At 58.7% G+C, this 18,667-nt stretch carries 15 protein-coding genes and 1 tRNA gene; 10 read left to right on the top strand and 6 right to left on the bottom strand.

All coding sequences use genetic code 11. The annotated features are described in order from the left end of the window. Positions 1–308 precede the first annotated feature (308 nt). The 5 genes from B3C38_RS00250 to B3C38_RS00230 form a co-directional block, all read right to left on the bottom strand. Positions 309–1,256 (bottom strand): cation diffusion facilitator family transporter, encoded by a 948-nt coding sequence (locus tag B3C38_RS00250; RefSeq protein WP_022332354.1) that lies wholly within the window; start codon positions 1,254–1,256, stop codon positions 309–311. A 4-nt stretch (positions 1,257–1,260) separates the two neighbouring features. Next, positions 1,261–2,094: an SGNH/GDSL hydrolase family protein gene (locus B3C38_RS00245; RefSeq protein WP_286723990.1), complete on the bottom strand. Its 834-nt coding sequence runs from the start codon at positions 2,092–2,094 to the stop codon at positions 1,261–1,263. Between the two features lie 147 nt (positions 2,095–2,241). Then, positions 2,242–3,726 carry a proline--tRNA ligase gene (proS, locus tag B3C38_RS00240; protein ID WP_286723989.1) on the bottom strand — a complete coding sequence of 495 codons (1,485 nt, stop codon included), beginning with the start codon at positions 3,724–3,726 and terminating at the stop codon, positions 2,242–2,244. Between the two features lie 94 nt (positions 3,727–3,820). Further along, complete coding sequence (locus tag B3C38_RS00235) at positions 3,821–5,497, bottom strand: OmpP1/FadL family transporter (RefSeq protein WP_141404939.1); 1,677 nt, start codon at positions 5,495–5,497, stop codon at positions 3,821–3,823. Between the two features lie 24 nt (positions 5,498–5,521). Beyond that, positions 5,522–6,670 carry a hypothetical protein gene (locus B3C38_RS00230; protein WP_276790523.1) on the bottom strand — a complete coding sequence of 383 codons (1,149 nt, stop codon included), beginning with the start codon at positions 6,668–6,670 and terminating at the stop codon, positions 5,522–5,524. A 281-nt stretch (positions 6,671–6,951) separates the two neighbouring features. On the opposite strand from B3C38_RS00230, the gene B3C38_RS00225 reads away from it, so the two are divergent. From B3C38_RS00225 to B3C38_RS00190, 8 genes are all read left to right on the top strand, one after another. Continuing rightward, positions 6,952–7,041, top strand: a tRNA-Ser gene (locus tag B3C38_RS00225). A gap of 352 nt (positions 7,042–7,393) precedes the next feature. After that, a complete protein-coding gene (locus B3C38_RS00220) occupies positions 7,394–7,948 on the top strand; it encodes a DUF3575 domain-containing protein (protein ID WP_018696409.1) in 555 nt (184 codons plus the stop codon). Positions 7,949–7,959: 11 nt separating this feature from the next. Then, entirely contained in the window at positions 7,960–9,393 is a 1,434-nt protein-coding gene (locus tag B3C38_RS00215) for an OmpA family protein (protein ID WP_286723988.1), read from the top strand. Between the two features lie 43 nt (positions 9,394–9,436). After that, entirely contained in the window at positions 9,437–10,510 is a 1,074-nt protein-coding gene (locus B3C38_RS00210) for a hypothetical protein (RefSeq protein ID WP_286723987.1), read from the top strand. A gap of 22 nt (positions 10,511–10,532) precedes the next feature. Further along, entirely contained in the window at positions 10,533–11,486 is a 954-nt protein-coding gene (locus tag B3C38_RS00205) for a FimB/Mfa2 family fimbrial subunit (RefSeq protein ID WP_286723985.1), read from the top strand. Between the two features lie 46 nt (positions 11,487–11,532). Next, positions 11,533–12,582 carry a DUF5031 domain-containing protein gene (locus B3C38_RS00200; RefSeq protein ID WP_286723984.1) on the top strand — a complete coding sequence of 350 codons (1,050 nt, stop codon included), beginning with the start codon at positions 11,533–11,535 and terminating at the stop codon, positions 12,580–12,582. 21 nt (positions 12,583–12,603) lie between these two features. Next, positions 12,604–13,767 carry a hypothetical protein gene (locus tag B3C38_RS00195; protein ID WP_286723983.1) on the top strand — a complete coding sequence of 388 codons (1,164 nt, stop codon included), beginning with the start codon at positions 12,604–12,606 and terminating at the stop codon, positions 13,765–13,767. 12 nt (positions 13,768–13,779) lie between these two features. Further along, positions 13,780–14,694, top strand: a complete 915-nt coding sequence (locus B3C38_RS00190) for a FimB/Mfa2 family fimbrial subunit (protein WP_286723981.1) — start codon at positions 13,780–13,782, stop codon at positions 14,692–14,694. 130 nt (positions 14,695–14,824) lie between these two features. Here B3C38_RS00190 and B3C38_RS00185 read toward each other — a convergent pair whose 3' ends face one another. After that, positions 14,825–15,343, bottom strand: coding sequence for an STM3941 family protein (locus B3C38_RS00185; RefSeq protein WP_276790510.1), 519 nt, complete (start codon positions 15,341–15,343; stop codon positions 14,825–14,827). Between the two features lie 166 nt (positions 15,344–15,509). On the opposite strand from B3C38_RS00185, the gene B3C38_RS00180 reads away from it, so the two are divergent. Both B3C38_RS00180 and pulA read left to right on the top strand, forming a co-directional pair. Next, positions 15,510–16,616 (top strand): mechanosensitive ion channel family protein, encoded by a 1,107-nt coding sequence (locus tag B3C38_RS00180; protein ID WP_276790507.1) that lies wholly within the window; start codon positions 15,510–15,512, stop codon positions 16,614–16,616. Between the two features lie 12 nt (positions 16,617–16,628). Further along, on the top strand, positions 16,629–18,596 hold the full coding sequence (gene pulA, locus B3C38_RS00175) for a type I pullulanase (protein WP_055203815.1): 1,968 nt from the start codon (positions 16,629–16,631) through the stop codon (positions 18,594–18,596). The last annotated feature ends 71 nt before the right edge of the window (positions 18,597–18,667 follow it).

Below are 18,667 nucleotides of genomic sequence, written 5' to 3'. Positions count from 1 at the left end.
TTATAGTTATAAAGAGTAGAATTTTTCCCGATAGGCTATCCTTTTAATGTTGTATGCGCGTCAGTTTCGTGTGTTCGGGCTTTTGAAACGATGGTTTCCGGAGCCTTTACGGCGGCAAGATAAATACTTTTTTCCGAAAAACCAAATTTCTTTCTACTCCGCCGGGGGAAATCCCCGCTGTTTTTCCGGTTGCTGAATTTACAAATTCCGTGCCGGAATCGGCCGCAGCCGTATCCCGTTAGTTATCAGCAAAAAAAGCGGAATAACAAGGAAAAAATCGCGGACAGGAGATACATTTTCCGGGGCCGTCAGGGGCAGGAAGGCGGGTCGCCGCCCGGGATTCCGGCTTCGGCGGGACATTTCACGGGTTCCACATGGATCGAGATGATCGTCCCCTGGCCGAAACGCGCCCGCAGGCGGCGTTCGATATCGACCGTCAGCTCGTGCGAACGGGCGACGCTCATCGCCCCGTCCACCCTAACATGCACTTCGACGGCAATCGCGGCCCCGATACGGCGCGTTCGCAGGTTGTGCGGCTCCCCCACCTCGGGATCGGCCGTAACGATTCCCAAAATCTCCTGCTCCGTCTCGTCGGGCAACGAACGCTCGAGCAACTCCCCGAGCCCCGTGCGGATCAGGTCGAAAGCAACCTTGAAGATAAAGACTGCGACGACCAACGCTGCGATGGGATCGGCGATGCGCCACCGCTGCCCGAGGAAATAGGCACATCCGATACCCGCCAGCGTCCCCAGCGACGAAAGGGCGTCGCTGCGGTGATGCCAGGCATTGGCGACCATGCTCGGGCTTTCGACCCGACGCCCCTCACGCACCGTATATCGGTATAATATCTCCTTGATGACGATCGACACCACCGCCGCGGCCAGAGCTACAGCGCCCGGGCGGGGCAACTCCCCGCCATCGACGACGATGCGGATGGCCCGGATGCTGCTGAGCAAAATACCGGCGCCCACGGCCGCCAGCGCCAGGCTGATGATGATCGTAGCCAGCGTCTCGTATTTCCCGTGCCCGTAGTCGTGCCCGTCGTCCCTGGGTTTGGCGGAGATCTTCGCGAAGGCGATCACCACCACGTCGGTAGCCATGTCGGAACAGGAGTGCACCGCGTCGGCGACCATCGCCCCGCTTCGGCCCACGATCCCCGCCGCGAACTTCATCGCCGTGAGGACGAGGTTGACCACGAACCCGACGAAGGTCACGCGGTAAATCACGCGCTTGCGTGCTTCGGCTTCACAGGACATGGCACTATTCGAAATTTGCAGGATAAGAAGACAATTGATATGCCAGCGCCTTCGCCATCCGGTAATGCCCCTCGGCATTGGGATGGAGACGGTCGCTCCGCGCGTCGTGGAAATAGCGGGCATGGGAATCCGCATTGGGATAAAGCCCGCAGATGCTGTTCAGGTCGATGACGGGGACGGCCCAGACGTTCGCAGCCTCTTTGACCGCATCCACATAGGCATCCGCATAGAGGCCGAGGCTGTTGGGATAGGATTCGTCGGGCTGGATGTTGTTGTCCCCGAAACGGGCATATCCCCGGTGGATGGGGGTCAGCAGGATCACCTGCTTGTCCGGGAAATTCGCCTTCAGGTAGGACATCGCGATATTGATACGGCCGCAGAAAGTATCCCCGTCCATCGACAACGTCCTCCTTGTCCGGATCTCCGACCGGGGGCCGGACACCTCGACAGGTACCTCACCGGTCGTATACCACTCACCCAGGGGCGTCCCGGAATTGAAATCGTTCGTCCCGGCAAAGATCAGGATCGCATCGATGTCGCCGCCGCGCTCGGCCCTGAGTTTCTCGCACTGCCCCGGCACGTCCCGCCACTGCTGGCCGTTGATCCCGTAGACGAACGGCACGAGGCCGAGCATCTCCTGCAAATACTGCCAATAGTTCTTCGTCGTACCGACATGCGCCTTGTCGGTGATCGAATCGCCCATGAAAGCGACTTTCCGTCCCTTCCACTGGGTACCCGCAACCGGCAGCGGATGATCCCCGTCCCCGGCATAGGCCGGGCACACGGCGGCACAGAAACCCAGCAGCCACACCGCGCACAAACATACAGAATATCGCATACGTCCAATCGTTTATAGTATTACCGGGGCACGCCCCGCAAATTACGGAAGCCCGCCCGCTTTTGGGGAAGGCACAAAAAAGGGCGAACGGACTGCCTCGGCACCCATTCGCCCGTTACCGGCGGAAACGCCCGTCCGAATCCGGCCCTAATAACTGCGGGCGAAGAGCACCCGGCGGTGCGACGGCTTGCCCGAGAAGACGCACGTACCCTCCTCGTCGGGCGCATCGAACGGAATGCACCGGATCGTAGCCTTCGTGGCATCCTTGATCGCCACCTCGGTTTCGACAGTCCCGTCCCAATGCGCGAGCACGAAACCGCCCTTTTTGTCGAGCACCTCCTTGAACTCCTCCCACGTGTCGACCCTGGTAATCATCGACTCGCGGTAGGCCAGCGCCTTGCTGAAAATATTTTGCTGGATTTCGGACATCAGCCCTTCGATGCGCTCCACGAGCCCTTCCTGCGGGACGGTCTCCTTTTCGAGCGTGTCCCGGCGCACCAATTCGATCGTACCGTTCTCCATATCGCGCGGCCCCATCGCCAGACGCACGGGGACGCCCTTCAGTTCGTACTCCGCGAACTTGAAACCCGAGCGCACGTTGTCGCGGTCATCGACCTTCACGCTGATACCCCTGGCCTTGAGTTGCTCCGCAATGGCCCCGAAGCGCGTACGGATTTCGGCCAGCTGGTCTTCGCCCTTGTAGATGGGCACCATCACCACCTGGATCGGCGCCAGTTTCGGCGGCAGCACGAGGCCGTTGTTGTCCGAATGGGCCATGATGAGCGCACCCATCAGGCGGGTCGAAACACCCCACGAGGTCGCCCACACATATTCGAGCTTGCCCTCCTTGTTGACATACTGCACGTCGAACGCCTTGGCGAAATTCTGCCCCAGGAAATGCGACGTACCGCTCTGCAACGCCTTGCCGTCCTGCATCAGCGCCTCGATGGTCAGCGTATCCTCGGCACCCGCGAAACGCTCGTTGGGCGACTTGTGGCCGACGATGACGGGAACCGACATCCACTCTTCGGCGAATTTCTGGTATACGTGGATCATCTTTTCGGCCTCCTCGACGGCCTCCTCGCGCGTGGCATGCGCCGTATGACCCTCCTGCCACAGGAACTCGGCGGTACGCAGGAACAGGCGCGTACGCATCTCCCAGCGCACGACGTTCGCCCACTGGTTGCAGAGGATCGGCAGGTCGCGGTACGATTGGATCCAGTTTTTATAGGTGTTCCAGATGATGGTCTCCGACGTGGGACGCACGATCAGCTCCTCTTCGAGCTTGGCATCGGGGTCTACCACGACGCCTTTGCCTTCGGGATCGTTCTTCAGGCGGTAGTGCGTCACCACGGCGCACTCCTTGGCAAAGCCCTCGACATGGTGCGCCTCCTTCGAGAAGAAGGACTTGGGGATGAACAGCGGGAAATAGGCGTTCTGATGCCCCGTATCCTTGAACATCTTGTCCAGCGCATCGTGCATCTTCTCCCAAATGGCATAGCCGTAGGGTTTGATGACCATACATCCGCGTACGGCCGAGTTTTCGGCCAGCCCGGCCTTCACGACCAGGTCGTTGTACCATTGCGAGTAGTTCTCGTCCGACTTCGTGAGGTCTTTGAGTTCCTTTGCCATATATCTTTGTTTTTTATTTTGTATCAGCCTGCAAATATAATAAAAAAATAAAGGTTCGTCACACGGACGAACCTTTATATTGGCAGGCAAAGCCTCAGAAGCGGAAGCCGAGCGTCATCGAGATATAATGACGCGTCTGTTTGGTATCGTACAGGCCGCTGTAAGTCTTCATCTCGCCGCCGTTCTGGTATTTGCTAAAGAAAAGCTCGTAGGGCGTCTGTTTCTCAGTCACGTTCTGGTAGGCCACGTCCAGCACCGTATTACGCCCGAGGTTGATCCCGAGGCCGCCCGTAATGTAGTAGCTCTCGTAGACGCTCGGCGAATTGTAATACTGCTGCCTGTCCTTGAACATCGAATCGGTGTAACCGCCGCCCAGGCGCACGGCAAAGATCGGCAGGGGACGCACTTCGACGCCTGCCCGCAGGGTATTCGTACCTTTGTAATTATTCTTGAACTCAGCCTTGTACGCTTCGGGGTGGAAATCGGCGCCTTCGGGCACGTTCTTCACACGGATACCGTTGTACCACTCGCGTTCATAGTCGACCGACACGATGGCCAGGTTGCCGAACGTGTACGAAGCGCCGAACAACAGCCGCGAAGGCGACACGAAATCCCAGCTGTTGCCGCCGATATCGTCCTGCCGCGGCGTAGAATCGAAATTATACTGATCGTCTTCCGTTTTATTATTGATCAGGTGCGATTCGATGTCGGCACGGTAACTGCGGTCGAGCCAGTAGTAGGTCGGAGTGTGGAACGCCACACCCACGCGCAGGCCGGCCACGGGGCGCACGATGACACCCAGTTTGAAATCCACGCCGCTGCCGTCGATCTTCGATTCCTGATAGAGGCTCATGTAATCGAGCTGCGCATTGAGCGGGGTACCGTTCTTATCGACCGCAGGGGTCGCATGGCCGTTGGCATCGAAATAACCGTACTCTTCCTGATAGGTCATGCCCACCTTCTTGTAGACGCTGCGTATGCCGATCGTGGCTCCGACATAGACGACGTTGTTGAAATTGGCCCCCATCGAAACGGCGAATTCGTTGATCGAGCCCTGGCTCACGACATCCATCGAGTGCACCACCGAAGCGTTACGGCCAATGCAGTCGGGCACCCACTGCCCGCCTACGTCGCTGATCAGGTAGCCATTATAGCCGAGAATGGCCGGCCAGTACCAGGGATTCCAGTTATATCCCAGATTGCCCTTATCATCGGGGAAAATACCATCCTGCCCGAGCTGCTGCCCGAAGACATCGGCGATGGTCGGCATCAGCTGGTCGGGCTTCGAAGGGTCGTAACGCGACTCCGAGGAGAACGAATAGCGGGTATTGAAATCCGCGATACGGTTCATGCCGATACCGAGCGTAAGGCTCGTGAGCGGGCTGGCCGGACTCTCGAAAACATTGAGCGCCACACCGACGTTGGCAAAAGCGAAGCGGGTCTTGTTATTGCCCACCCACGACGGCGCGCCCTGCGTTTGGCCATGGGCGACCGACAGCAGCGGTGTGAGCGAGAACTCGTTGCGGCGGTACATGCCCAACCCGGCCGGGTTGATCGACATCGACGAAAGGTCGGCGCCCAGCGAAGTGAAAGCCCCGCCCATCCCCATCACGCGCGCCGTACCGAACGGATGCGATCGGGAAAGCGCGGCGAAATCGGTAGACATCATCAGGTCATTGTTGTACGTCAGTCCCCCGAATTCGAGGTTCTGGGCCTGCAACGGCGCTGCGGCCACACAGGCCGCAAGCAATATTATGATCTTACGTTTCATACACTATCTCTGTTTTATCGTTGACTAACGCCCGCCGTAACCGCGGCTTCCGCCCGATGAACTGCCGCCGCGCGAACCGCCGCCACCGCTGTAACCGCCTCCCGACGAACCGCCGCGCGAACCGCCGAAGCTGCTGCCGCTGTTATAACTGCTGCTGCGCGACCCGCTGTCGTAGGACGAACGCCCCGAGTTGCTGTTGTTGCGGTTGTTATTCCACGAGTTGTTGTTCCAGGAGTTATTGTTGTTATTGCGGTTACTGCCGCCGTTGTAAACCGAACTGTTGCTGTTATTGCGGCCGCCGCTCTGGTAATACGTCCTGCCGCTGCCCGAGTTGCCCCCGCGCGAAGTGGTCGTACCGGTACGGTAGCCCGAATTGTTGGTCCCGCGGTAACGGCTGCCCGAAGCGACATTCCCCGGGACATAGCGCGAGGGGCGCCCGCCGCCGTCGAGGCGGTAATTATGCGGCCTGTATGCCCAGTGATGTCCGCCGTGCCATCCGGGCCCCCAACCCGGGCCCCAGCCCGGACGCCATCCCGGCCCCCACCACGGGTCGTACCAGGGATTGTACCAGCCGTTGAAGCCGAAGCTCCAGCCCCAGCTGCCGAACGAGAACGACGGGCCCCATGCTCCCCAGTAGGGACGTGTCCAGCCGTAATACCACGGGTCTACATAAACCGATCCGCCCCATGTCCCGAACATCGAAGTGATGTACTTGGGTTCCACCCAGACCTGGTCACCGGAAATGATGATGTTGTAGAATGCCGGGTCGTAGGCCGTAGCATAGGTGAAACTGCCGCCATAGCGGAAATTATAGTAACTCGACGGCATCCTGTATGTCGGCGACTCGAAGCCCCTCAGGCGCCGTGCATAGGCGCTTTCGTACGTATCGGCTACGATATCCTCGTAGGGGTTCGAACTGTATTCGTAATATTGGTTCTCCGCAGCGGCGGCCTGCGCCTCCGCGATACGCGCCTCCCATTCGGCCCGGCGGGCCTCGGCGGCGGCCTTTTCGGCTTCGGCCTTCGCCTGTTGTTTCCGGGCGATGGCGGTCTTATCGTGCAGCGAGTACAAATCGTCGTTGGCGTATCCCGACGATGCGTAATAGGCCGACGAACAGCCGGCCAGCCCCGCAGACAGGACAAGGGTTCCGATTAAAATTTTCAACTTTTTCATAGCGCACAGTGTGTTTGCGTTAGTTCCTCTTCCATCAGTAAACGAAAACCGTACCGAATTTAGTATCGTTTCTCATCTATATAAACGGACAGGCGGCACCGATACTGCATTCTTCCTCCAGATACAAAGATAGGAATTATTTGGGAAAAGCACGAAAAGAGCCGGATATAGCCGCTTTTTCCCTACCGGAAGAAAAAATTTTCGCACGAAAATGCCGAGAAACAAAAAATATGTCTATATTTGCAGTCCCAAACGGAAGGTTTTTCCGTGCGGAATGTACTGGAGAGATGCCGGAGTGGTCGATCGGGCCGCACTCGAAATGCGGTGTACGGGCAACTGTACCGGGGGTTCGAATCCCTCTCTCTCCGCCAGCGAAACCCTGCAAAGATTTAATTTGCAGGGTTTCGTGCGTTTAGTCCAGAGGCATTGAAAAGCGATGCAATGCAGGTCAGCCGCGGCCTGCCCGCCGTACCTGATTCGGTAATGCCATGGATTGGGTGATGAAAGCCCAACTGTCTCTCATCCTCTACCCGTCTCTGCTATATTTTTTATCATATTATGATACAAACCGTTGAACCTAAGCGTTAAGAGTTCATCCATTTCTGGCAAATCATTTGCACGCACGAGCCATAGCCGCGCCTTTTGAGTACCATCCTCTTCAAGGCGGACACCGGACGTATCGATTTCATCCGGACACTTTCGGGACAATAAAAAAATATGGTAATGAATAAAATTTATTTCATGCTGGCAATCCTGCTGGCATCGGTAAATTCATCCCTGGCCCAGAAATGGGCCGTCAAGAGCAACTTGCTCTACGATGCCACCGCGACGATCAACCTGGGTGTCGAAGCGGCGCTCGGCCCCCGCGTAACGCTCGACATATCGGGCAACTACAATCCGTGGGAGTTCGGCGACGCCCGGTGGAAACATTGGCTGATACAACCCGAAGTACGCTACTGGCTTTGCGAGAGCTTCAACGGCCACTTTTTCGGCCTGCACGCCCATTACGCCGAATACAATGCGGGAGGGATCAATTTCAACGCCGACTTCCACCGCAACCGCTATCAGGGACACCTCTACGGTGCGGGTTTATCCTACGGTTATCAGTGGCTGATCGGCAAGCGGTGGAACCTCGAAGCCACCGTCGGCCTGGGGTACGCCCGTTTGTGGGATCGGAAATATCCGATCGCCGAATGCGGCGAAGTGATCCGCACCCGGTCACGCAACTATTTCGGGCCGACAAAAATCGGCCTCGCACTCATCTTTATCATTAAATAACACAGCAGGATATGAAACGCCATACAAAGCAACGCATAACCGGCTTACTGGCCGTATGCCTGACCTTTACCGCGGCAGTCTACGGTCGCGAAGGGAATCCGGCCGCTTACAGGAGCGGCGACCGGCTTTGCGTAAGACTCCCGATCACCGCCGGCATCGACCTCCCGGCCAACGGACAACTGACCGTCACGCCGGTCGTCAGCGACGGCGAAAACCAAATACAACTGGCTCCCGTCGTTTTCACGGGACGCATCCGGGAGAAAGTCAACGAACGCCGGGAACGGCTTTACGGCATACCGGCTGTTACCGAAGGTGCTTTCAGCAATATGGTCATCCGCCGCAGCCGGAAAAATTCGTCGGCAAATGCGGTTCTTTTCGAAGGTGATATTCCTTACGAGCCGTGGATGGCGGGCGCACGGATCGTCCTTTACCGCGACCTGGAGGGATGTGCCCAACACCGGACGGCCCTTCCGCCGCTGGTCGCCGCCGAGATCGCCCCTGCCGTACAACCGCGGCTGTCGTTCCTCGTTCCCGCAGACGAACCCAAACGCCGCAGCGAACAGATCACGGCTGTCATACACTTCCCGCAGGGCCGTTCGGTACTGCTGCGCGGATTCGCCGACAATAGCAGCCAACTGGCGCGCATCGACAGCCTGACTGCACGGTTGCTGGGAAACGACGGCCTTTCGATAGAGAACGTCTACCTGAAAGGATATGCCTCGCCCGAGGACACCTATCCCTATAACACCCGTCTTTCCGCAAACCGCGTACGGTCGATCCGCAACTACCTGCAAGAGAACTTCGGACTGGACAGCGCGGTCTTCATCACCGCGACCGAGCCGGAGGACTGGGACAGCCTGCGGCGTTGGGTCGTCCTGTCCGACCTGCCCGCAAGGAACGAGGTGCTGGCCGTGATCGACACCGTGTCCGATCCCGATGCCCGCGATGCCGGCATCCGGCAAATCGACAACGGCGCAACCTACCTCAGGCTGCTGCATGAAGTTTATCCGCAGCTGCGGCGCGTGGATTACCGCATCAGTTATACACTGCCCCCGTTCACCGTGGGCCAGAGCCGCGAACTGATCGACTCCCGTCCCGAATGGCTGAGCCTGGGCGAAATGTGCCGGCTGGCGGAATGCTATCCCGTCGACTCACCCGAAAGAGCCTATGTCTGTGCAACCGCGCTGGAGTTTTACCCCGACGATCCGTACGCCTGCAACAACATGGCGGCACTAGCCCTGCGCTGCGGCGACATACAAACGGCCCGTCAATGCCTGAACCGCTGCGCCGGGGATCCCTGCACACTGAACAACCTCGGCATCCTGTGCCTGATCGACGGCGATTCGGAAAAGGCGCGTTACTGCTTCTCGCTCGCCGCGGAAGACGGCTCCGGGGAGGCGGCATACAACCTGGCGCATTTCGACGAATTGAGTTGCGAATGGTAAAAACGACTTCATATTCCAAATAATATTATAAAAAAATAAAACCATGAAAAAAATCTACAACTTGCTCTTATTTACGGTTCTTGCCGCCGGCCTCGCAGCTTGCTCCAGCGACGAAGAGAAAACGGATGTTGCCGGCCCTGCCGCCGGGAACCTGCAAATCATCACGCGGACGCCCCAGGCGGCTGCGGGCCGCGGGCCGATCTACCGCACCGGGGAATTCCGGATCCTGGCATTCAAAAACACCGGCCCGGATTATGTCTATATACAGGACATTCCGCTCGGCGGCATGAATTTCGACGGCACGGCGCTCACCGGCACGGTGCAGCTTCCCGCAGGCGACTATAAGTTCCTGCCCTCCTACGGGCTGGTAACACCGGGCAACTACTCGTGGCCGGACTTCACGAACGCCACCCTCTCCGATGCGCTCTACGTGACCCATACCGGGGAGAATTTCCCGGCGGCGTTCATGCTCAACACACCGCTCGATGCGGTTCCGTCCTACACCATCTCGCTCGACGGCCCTCAGCAGACGGTGAGCGCCACGCTCCGCCGTGCCGTTTCGCGCGTGGACGTGCTCTTCATCCGCGCAGAGAAGGATGCCGCAACGGGCGTCTATACCGAAAAAGCGGGCGGTGACGTTTTCGGCCCCGAGAAACTGGCCGGGGTGAAACTGGCTTACACCGGCGCCAACAGCCGTCTGGGGCTTTCGGGCGAGAAAGTGTCCGGTCTTACCGACGTGTCCCACACGATCGACACCCCTGCGGACGTGGTCACGATGGGCACGGGCGAATCGACGGTCGTCGGTGCCGACAAATACGATTTCGAGAACGTACAGCCCGCCGACATCATCTCCGGCTCCGCGCATCTGAAAGGCACCTACCTGATCCCCAATCCCGACAATACGGCCGCGACCGGATTTTCGATGCAGCTCACCTCGGGCGAAGGATCGGCACGCACCATCGCCCTGCGGGACAAGATACCCGTCGAACGCAACAAGGCGACACTGATCCGGATTTACGTATTGGGCGAAAACGTCTTCACCACGGGTGTCGATTTCGAGGTCGAGGTCGATACCGTCTGGGACGGATCGAACTTCGTGGACGGAGAAATCGACTGACAAAAGCCAGGGAGACAGAATCATGAATAATCGGATTCATACGACCATCATCCTGGCAGCCGCCGCTTTCGCAGCCTGTTCGGGGTCGGAGCGAGCAGATATCGTTCCGGCCACGGAAACCTCGCGTATCATGCTGGTGCGCGAAGGGGCCGCGGATGTCTCGGTTTACGCCTTTCGCCGGCAGGGAGCGGTTTTCCTTTTCGACACGCTGTTTCGCGAAGGATGGACACCCGACGGCAAACTGTCGGTACGCATGCCGAACGGCCACTACAAATTCCTGTTCGCCAGCGGGGCGGCCGACCGGATCGCCCTGCAACCCGCTCCGTTAACGCGGCAAACTTCATGGGAAGAGGCGGCCTTCGTCTTGCGTGAAAACACAGCCGTGCCCGGCACCTGTTTCCCTGCCGACGAACTGTTCCTGCAATATCCCGCATCCGACGCCAATACGGTCTACACGATCGACGGCGCGGCACAAACGGTTCGCGCCCGGCTCACGCGCGCTGTTTGCCGGATCTCGGTCACCGTCAAGCGAGGTTACCACGACGGCACGCGATACGTCGAGGTTCCCTATGCCAAACCGCAATCCGTGCTCGACCAGATCGGCCGCATCGAACTCTCGGCCGACCACACGGGCCTGCGCGTGAATCCCGGCGGAAGCAGCGGAACGGCCACGGTGACGGCGACACTCACAGCGGCGGATTATGCGGAACTTACCGACGGGGGATTTGTCCGGCTCGAAGGGCCTTTCGTCATTCCGCCCGCCGACGGCGGGGAGGTCGGCCTGGATATCACGGTCGTCCCCGCGGCGGGAGCCGCCCTGCAACCGGTGCAGCTGCGCCTGACGGGTAAAGCCGAACGTAACAAGCAACTCGACATTACGCTCTGGATCACGTCGGATTACCCCGTTATCGGAGTAGAAATACAAACGACCCCGATCACCGAGGAACAGGACGGCGATACGGGCATTTGGGAATAAAAGATTGAACGTGATGAAAAGAAAATACCTATATCGAATTTACGGAATGCTGTTTTTGCTTTCGTTCTCCGCAGCCTGCGGACTGGAGGCGCAGGAAGAGGTCTTTCCCGGCAATAAGTTCCGCTACACCGAACTTCGCCTGGAGGGCACGCTTCCCGTATCGGGATACCCAACCCCGCTCTACCTTTTCCGCCGGGCGGCGCGAACGCAGGACGGATATGTTTTCGACCGCAGTTACGCTTCGGTCGCCGACGGTGCGACGCTGAAACTTCCGCTCGCCGAGCTGAAAGCCTACGACTACCGTTTTCTGATGGTCGCCCAGCCCGGCGGCACGCAATGGCTGTCGCTGTCCACAGCGGCCGGGACGCAGTTCGTCCCGGGAGTAGCTTGGGAAGACCTGCGGCTGGGATGCGCCTCGGGCGCGGCTGCGGCAGACGGTTACAGCGGCTATACAGACCTGAGCGGCGCGGACATTCTCCGCGACGGGACTATCCGCCTCACGCTGACACGCATCGCAGGGCAGGTGCTCTTCGACATCTACCGCACGGGAGGCTCGCTCTTAGAGCCCGAAAGCATCCTATCGCCCGATGTGGAGTCGGTGATCGACCGGATCGCACGGATCGAAATCTCCTATGAGAATCCGACGACCGAGCTGCGCTTCGATGAAAACGGGACGCTGATTCCCGCAGCCTATGCTTCGGAACCGCTGGCGCAAAGCATTCTGCCTCAGATGACGGATTTCAAGGTTCCACTGCCCCAGGCGGACAAGGGACTCGGCATATACGACGACGGGGTGCGCGGCAGCCTGCGCATGGAAGGAGCTTTCCTGCTGCCGTCCGATTCGAAGCTGCGGGTGAAGCTGCTCTTCACCTACTACGACACGACGCCTGCCTGCGGCAACGGCCACACGGGTGTCCATTCCGCAGCCTGTTTCCCGCAGCGGCAGCTGACCCTCGCCCTTCCGGCGACCGATGCCGCGGCGGGGCTTCCGGTGGCTGCGGACTGCTTCACGGTCAACCGGGCGGGTCTGCGCTGCGACCGGATCATCGACATTCCGGTCGGAGGGGGCATCGAAACGAATTTCGACTGGTTGTGAAACGGCAAAAAACGTACGATTATGAAAAAACTTTCAGTCTTATTCGTAATGGCGGCCTTCCTGACGGGCGGCTGCTCGGAAGGGGAACCTTTCGGGCATCCGTCCGCGGAGGAAAAATCCCGCGTCGAAGTCTGTTTCCGGCTGGAAGCCGTCGGCACGGACGTCTCGCTCGAACCCATGACGCGCGCCACCTCCTACACGCAGTGGTTCAGGAACACGGCCCGGCTGCTGATCCTGAAAAAGGCGGACACCCGCTGGATCGTGGACACGACGCAAACCGTCCTGCTCGACGCACAGTCGGGGCCATGGGCCGAACTGAAGATCGCCGGGGATCTTCCGCCGTGCCCGTTCAATCTCGAACTGCGGCCGGGCGATTACCGGATCGTAGCCGTAATCAACTGGGGGTCGGCCGACTGGAACAACGATCTGATTCCGGGGAAAGTCGTCTCCGATGAAGCCGACGGCTCGCTGCGCACGCCGCCGCTGCTCACCTACACGATCTCGACGCACTGGATGAACAACGGTTACCGGCAGCTGAGCCGCGAAGTTTTTGTCGCCGTGGCCGATTTCCCGGTGCCCAAAAGCGGCGATCTCCATTCGGCAGGCGTTCCGCCGGTAACCCTGCAGGCCGAACGGCGCGTGGCGAAGTTCCGCGTGCTGCTCAAAGACAAACCTTCGCCCGTCAACGGTTTTTCGTTCGACAAGACAGCTCATACCGTCCGGATGCTTTTCACGTCCAAGACCAAACCTTTTGCCGAAGGCATCGACGCACTCGGAGGGATGTATTACGGCGATCCCGGGCTCTATGAACTGCCGTGCTGCATGTCGACGATGGGAGATTTCCATTCCTCGGGTACGGAGCGCTACCAGATGTGCCAAACCAATTCGACGGTCTTTTCGCCCTTCGTCTTCGCCGACCCGGCCTCGGAACTGCCTATCGGGATCGTGGATATCGACATTTCCGGCGCCAGCGGCGGATATACGTATAAAACCGACCAGACGTTCGCACGCACGCTCGCCGCAAGCAAAATCTCCGGCATCGTTTTCGAAACCACCGACACCTATGACGACTCCTCGTCGCAAATCCGGATCGAGGTCGTCGAGGCGACGGACGACGCGGGAAACCCCGAAAACGCGGCGGCGCTCTTCGATCCTTTTTACGAGTGGAACGCCTCGTCCTACTAAAATTACGAAGTCATGAAAAAATCACCTTACATACCGTTCGCGTTCCTGTGCCTGCTGTCGGCAACGTCGTGCATCGAAGAGAAACTCGACCCGTGTCCGCCCCAGGGAGGAGAAGTTACGGTCGCACTCCGGGTCGAGAAATTCCAGGCCCGGCCGCCCTACCGTCCGTCGGATTTCGAACAGGAATTCGGGAAACGCATCCATTCGCTCGACTATCTGCTCTATGCCGGCGGGCAGCTGGTCGGGCAGGGCCGCGCGGACGACCTACATACCGCCTCCGGCGGGGATTACCTCTTCCGCATCGACACGCTTCCGTTCGGGACATACCGCCTGGCGTTCGTGGCGAATGTCACGCCGCGCATGATGACAGGAACGATGGACGCTCCGGAGGCACGTTACATCGTTTACCAGGGAGAAAAGAACGGCGACGACCATTTCCGCGCCGACGTGCCGTTCGAAGTGACCTGCCCCTGCCGCAATGAATTCGAAGCCGTACTTCAGCGCGTACACGGCATAACCCGCTTCCGGTTCGAGAATATTCCCGCCCGAATCGCCTCCGTCGAAGTGGTGCTCGACAACGTCGGCCAACGCATGCCGCTCTGCGGGGAACCCGACCTGGCGTGCGAGGTTTCCAAACGCGTCCCCGCAGCGCAGCTGAGGACACGCCCCGCCGGGTCGTTCACGCTCGGCACGTTCTGCACGCTGCCGGGCGTAAGGACATCGTGGCGGCTCAGACTCTACGGCGAGGACGACGCACCGCTCTACGACCGGGTGGTCACCGACACCCTGCGGATCGAATGCAACCAGTTGATCGACCTTACGGCACGTTTCGAAGAGGGCGATTTCCGGGGAGAAATCGAGTTCTCGGTCGACGTCGACACGACATGGGACGGAGCCAACGAAGGCGGGGGCGAAATCATACGATGACACGCAGCATGTTCCCTGCCCGCCCATCCCGTGCGGCCGGGGCGCTGTGCTTACCCTGGAAAAGACACGGCAGAACGCCCGCCGACGGCCGCGAACGGAATGCCGGGGCGCGGTGCTCCTGCGGCGGTTTTTATTTCAATAGGCAGCCGTTCAGCAGCTCGATCCTTCCGGGCACATCCGCTTCCTTCATCCGCCGGATCAGGGCGACCAGTTGCATGGAATCCATCTCCAACCCCATCGTACGCAGATAGACCGCCTTTACGCCCTTCGATTCGTAAAGGCGGTCGAAGCGCCAGAACCAGGCCGGCCGTATGAGCTGCGGCTTGTAGTTGCTCTCGAGCAGCAACCGCACCCAGTATTGCCCCCGGAAATAGAAGTCGTCCGCATAACGGATGGCCTCCCATTCGATCTGCCCGCGGATCGTGAACATCTCGGTAATGCCGTCTTCGGTAAGTACGATATAGGGTCGGCGGTCGTACAGCGAGCCGATACCGTATAAAAGGGTAAAACCCGCCGTCGCCACGAAACACCAGCCAAGAACCGCATCGCGGACATAGTACAGGATAAGCCCGCCGGCGATCCCGGCAAGGAATCCCGCGACGGTGATACACACCGCCTTTTTCCTGGATTTATGCACTATCATCTTCATCCTCAACCTGATTTTTCATTTCGGGATCGTGCAAATTCTTCTCCAAAGGCATAGAATTTGAAAGCCGGGATAAGAAAAAAACCTCGCATTATGCGCCGATGTTAAAAACAGGATGGCAAAAGAGGAAACACAAATAACAAATGTATAATTAAAAAACAACCGGAAAATGTTAGATTACGAAATCTGGGGAAACAGCGTCCAGACATGGATCGTCTCCCTACTTATCATAGCAGGAGCGTTTATCGTCGTAAAACTGCTGTCGCTGCTGGGCAGGAAGGTTATAAAACCCTTTATCGGCCGCACAAGCAACCGGGTGGACGACATCCTATACTATTCCCTGGAATCGCCCCTGAAATTCGCCGTGATGCTGCTGGGCATCTGGATCGCCATCCATCGGCTGGTCTACCCGGATCATCTGGTAAAATACGTCGACAACGCTTACAGCATACTGATCATACTGGACATAACCTGGGTTCTGGCCCGCCTCTCCACGGCCCTGCTCCAGCAATATTGGGGGCAGCGGTCGGACGGCCATGCGCTGAAAATGATGCCGGTAGTCAGGCGGACGATCCTGGTTCTGATCTGGATCATCGGTCTGGTAACTGCCCTGAGCAATGTAGGGGTCGACATCAATGCGTTATGGGGCACGCTGGGCATCGGCGGTATCGCCTTCGCCCTGGCGGCGCAGGATACCGTGAAGAATATCTTCGGCGCGTTCACCATCTTCACGGACAAGCCCTTCGGCATCGGCGACACGATCAACGTGAACGGCTTCGAAGGGACGGTGGTCGACGTGGGCATGCGCAGTACGCGAATCATGGGCTACGACCGGCGCATCACCAGTTATCCGAATTACAAAATTACGGACGCCTCGATCGTCAACATCTCTTCGGAACCGATGCGCCGCGCCATGGTTAAGGTGGGGCTGACCTACGACACCGGCGCAGACAAGATGAACGAAGCGCTGGATATTTTGAGGGGCCTCCCGGCGAAGGTAAAGGACGTTTCCGAAAATCCGTCGGACATCACGGCCTACTTTTCGGACTACACCGATTCGGCGCTGGTCATCACATTTTACTATTACATCGAAAAACAGGGGGATATTCTGAAAGTGACCTCGGACATGAACCTGGCCATACTGGCCTCCTTCAATAAGGCCGGGCTCAATTTCGCCTTCCCGACACGCACGCTGCTCGTGCAACGGGGCGGGGAGGACGGCAAAACCGCGCACGAACCCGCACCCGGCGACGCCCCGCAAACGCCCAATTCATAAAATACGACCACCATGGAAAATATCAAAAACCACCCCGCACCCGACCAGTTGGATTCGTTCGACAAATATCCGCCGTACTACGGCCAAGACCTCGAACTGGCGTATACGCCCCAACGCTCCGTCTTTACGCTCTGGGCGCCCACCGCGAGCAAAACCCGGCTCAATATCTACTCCTCGGGCGAGGGAGGCAATCCGGAGGAGCAATTGGAAATGGAGCCCTCGGACGACGGAACCTGGCGCATTGCCGTCGAACGCGACCTGAATGGCTCCTTCTATACCTTCCAGATAGAAAAAGAGGGGAAATGGCTCGCCGAAACACCCGGCATCTTGGCGAAGGCGGTCGGCATAAACGGCGACCGGGCGGCCGTGATCGACTGGAACCAGACCAATCCGGAAGGCTGGGAATCGGATCGTGCGCCCGAATTGAAAATGTATTCCGACATTATTCTCTACGAACTGCACCACCGCGATTTCAGCATCGCCCCGGATTCCGGAATCCGCAACAAGGGCAAATTTCTGGCCCTGACCGAAACCGGCACCAAAACCCCCGAAGGGCAGGCATCCGGTCTGGATCATCTCAAGGAACTGGGCGTAACGCATATACACATCCTCCCCTCCTTCGACTATGCGACGGTGGACGAGACGAGGCTGGCGGACAAGACCTACAACTGGGGATACGACCCGAAGAACTACAACGTTCCGGAAGGCAGTTACTCCACCGATCCGGCCAACCCCGTGACACGCATCCGCGAGTTCAAGGAGATGGTGAAAAGCCTGCATCGGAACGGGATGCGCGTCGTCCTCGACGTGGTCTACAACCACACGGCCTCGGTCGACCGTTCGAACTTCAACCTTACCGTCCCCGGTTACTTTTACCGCCAGAATGCCGACGGTTCCTACTCGGACGCCTCGGGCTGCGGCAATGAGACGGCTTCGGAACGCGAAATGGTACGGCATTACATCGTCGAATCCGTCAAATTCTGGGCGCAGGAGTACCATATCGACGGATTCCGGTTCGACCTGATGGGAATACACGACATCGAAACGATGAACCGCATCCGGGAAGAACTGTCGAAGATCGACCCGACGATCTTTATATACGGCGAAGGCTGGCTTGCGGCCGACTCGCCCCTGCCTCCGGAAAAACGGGCCGTGCGGGATCATGTCGGCCAAATGGAGGGCATCGCCGTTTTCTGCGACGATTTCCGCGACGCCGTGCGCGGCAGCACGTTCGACGAACAGGCCGCCGGGTATGCCTCCGGGAATATCGTCGGGCATTACGAGCCCGTAAAATTCGGGATCGCGGGCGCCACGCAGCATCCGCAAGTGGATTATAACGGCCTGTTATACAGCTCTGTGCCATATGCATCCGCCCCTTCGCAGGCAGTCAATTTCGTCGCCAGCCACGACGGCTACACGGTGATCGACAAACTGAGACTTTCCGTCAAGGGCGACCATGCCGACGACGAGCTGCCGCCTATCGACAAACTGATACACACGATTTTGCTCACGGCACAGGGGGTTCCTTTCATCCGCGCCGGCGAAGAGATGATGCAGGACAAACAGGGGGAACCGAACAGTTTCCGTTCGCCCGACGCCGTCAACCGGATCGACTGGGCCCTGAAAGCCAAAAACCGGGATCTGTTCGATTATGTCCGGGGACTGATCGCACTCCGGAAAGCCCATCCGGCATTCCGTATCCCGACGGCAGAAGGGCTGCAGCAGGGGCTTCATTTCCTCGACACGGGCGACTCGGGAGTGATCGCCTATACGCTGGGCGAATATGCGAACGGCGATGCGTGGAAAGAGATTCTTGTGGCCTATAACGGCAACCGCCACCAGGCCGAGTTCCACATTCCCGAAGCGGACTGGACCGTAGTCTGCCGCGACGGCCGGATCGATCCCGGCAGCCGCGACCGCATGCCCGGGGGCATTGTCCGGATAGCGCCCTCTTCGGCCATTATCGCATACCGCGAATAATTTCCGGGCCGTTCATCCTCCCGGGTACAGAATTTGTATTATCCTGATTGTCAACCAAAATTAAAAAACAT

The organism is Alistipes sp. UBA1686, assembly GCF_002320215.1.
Lineage (GTDB): Bacteria > Bacteroidota > Bacteroidia > Bacteroidales > Rikenellaceae > Alistipes > Alistipes onderdonkii.
This window is presented reverse-complemented; position numbering and strand designations above follow the sequence as displayed.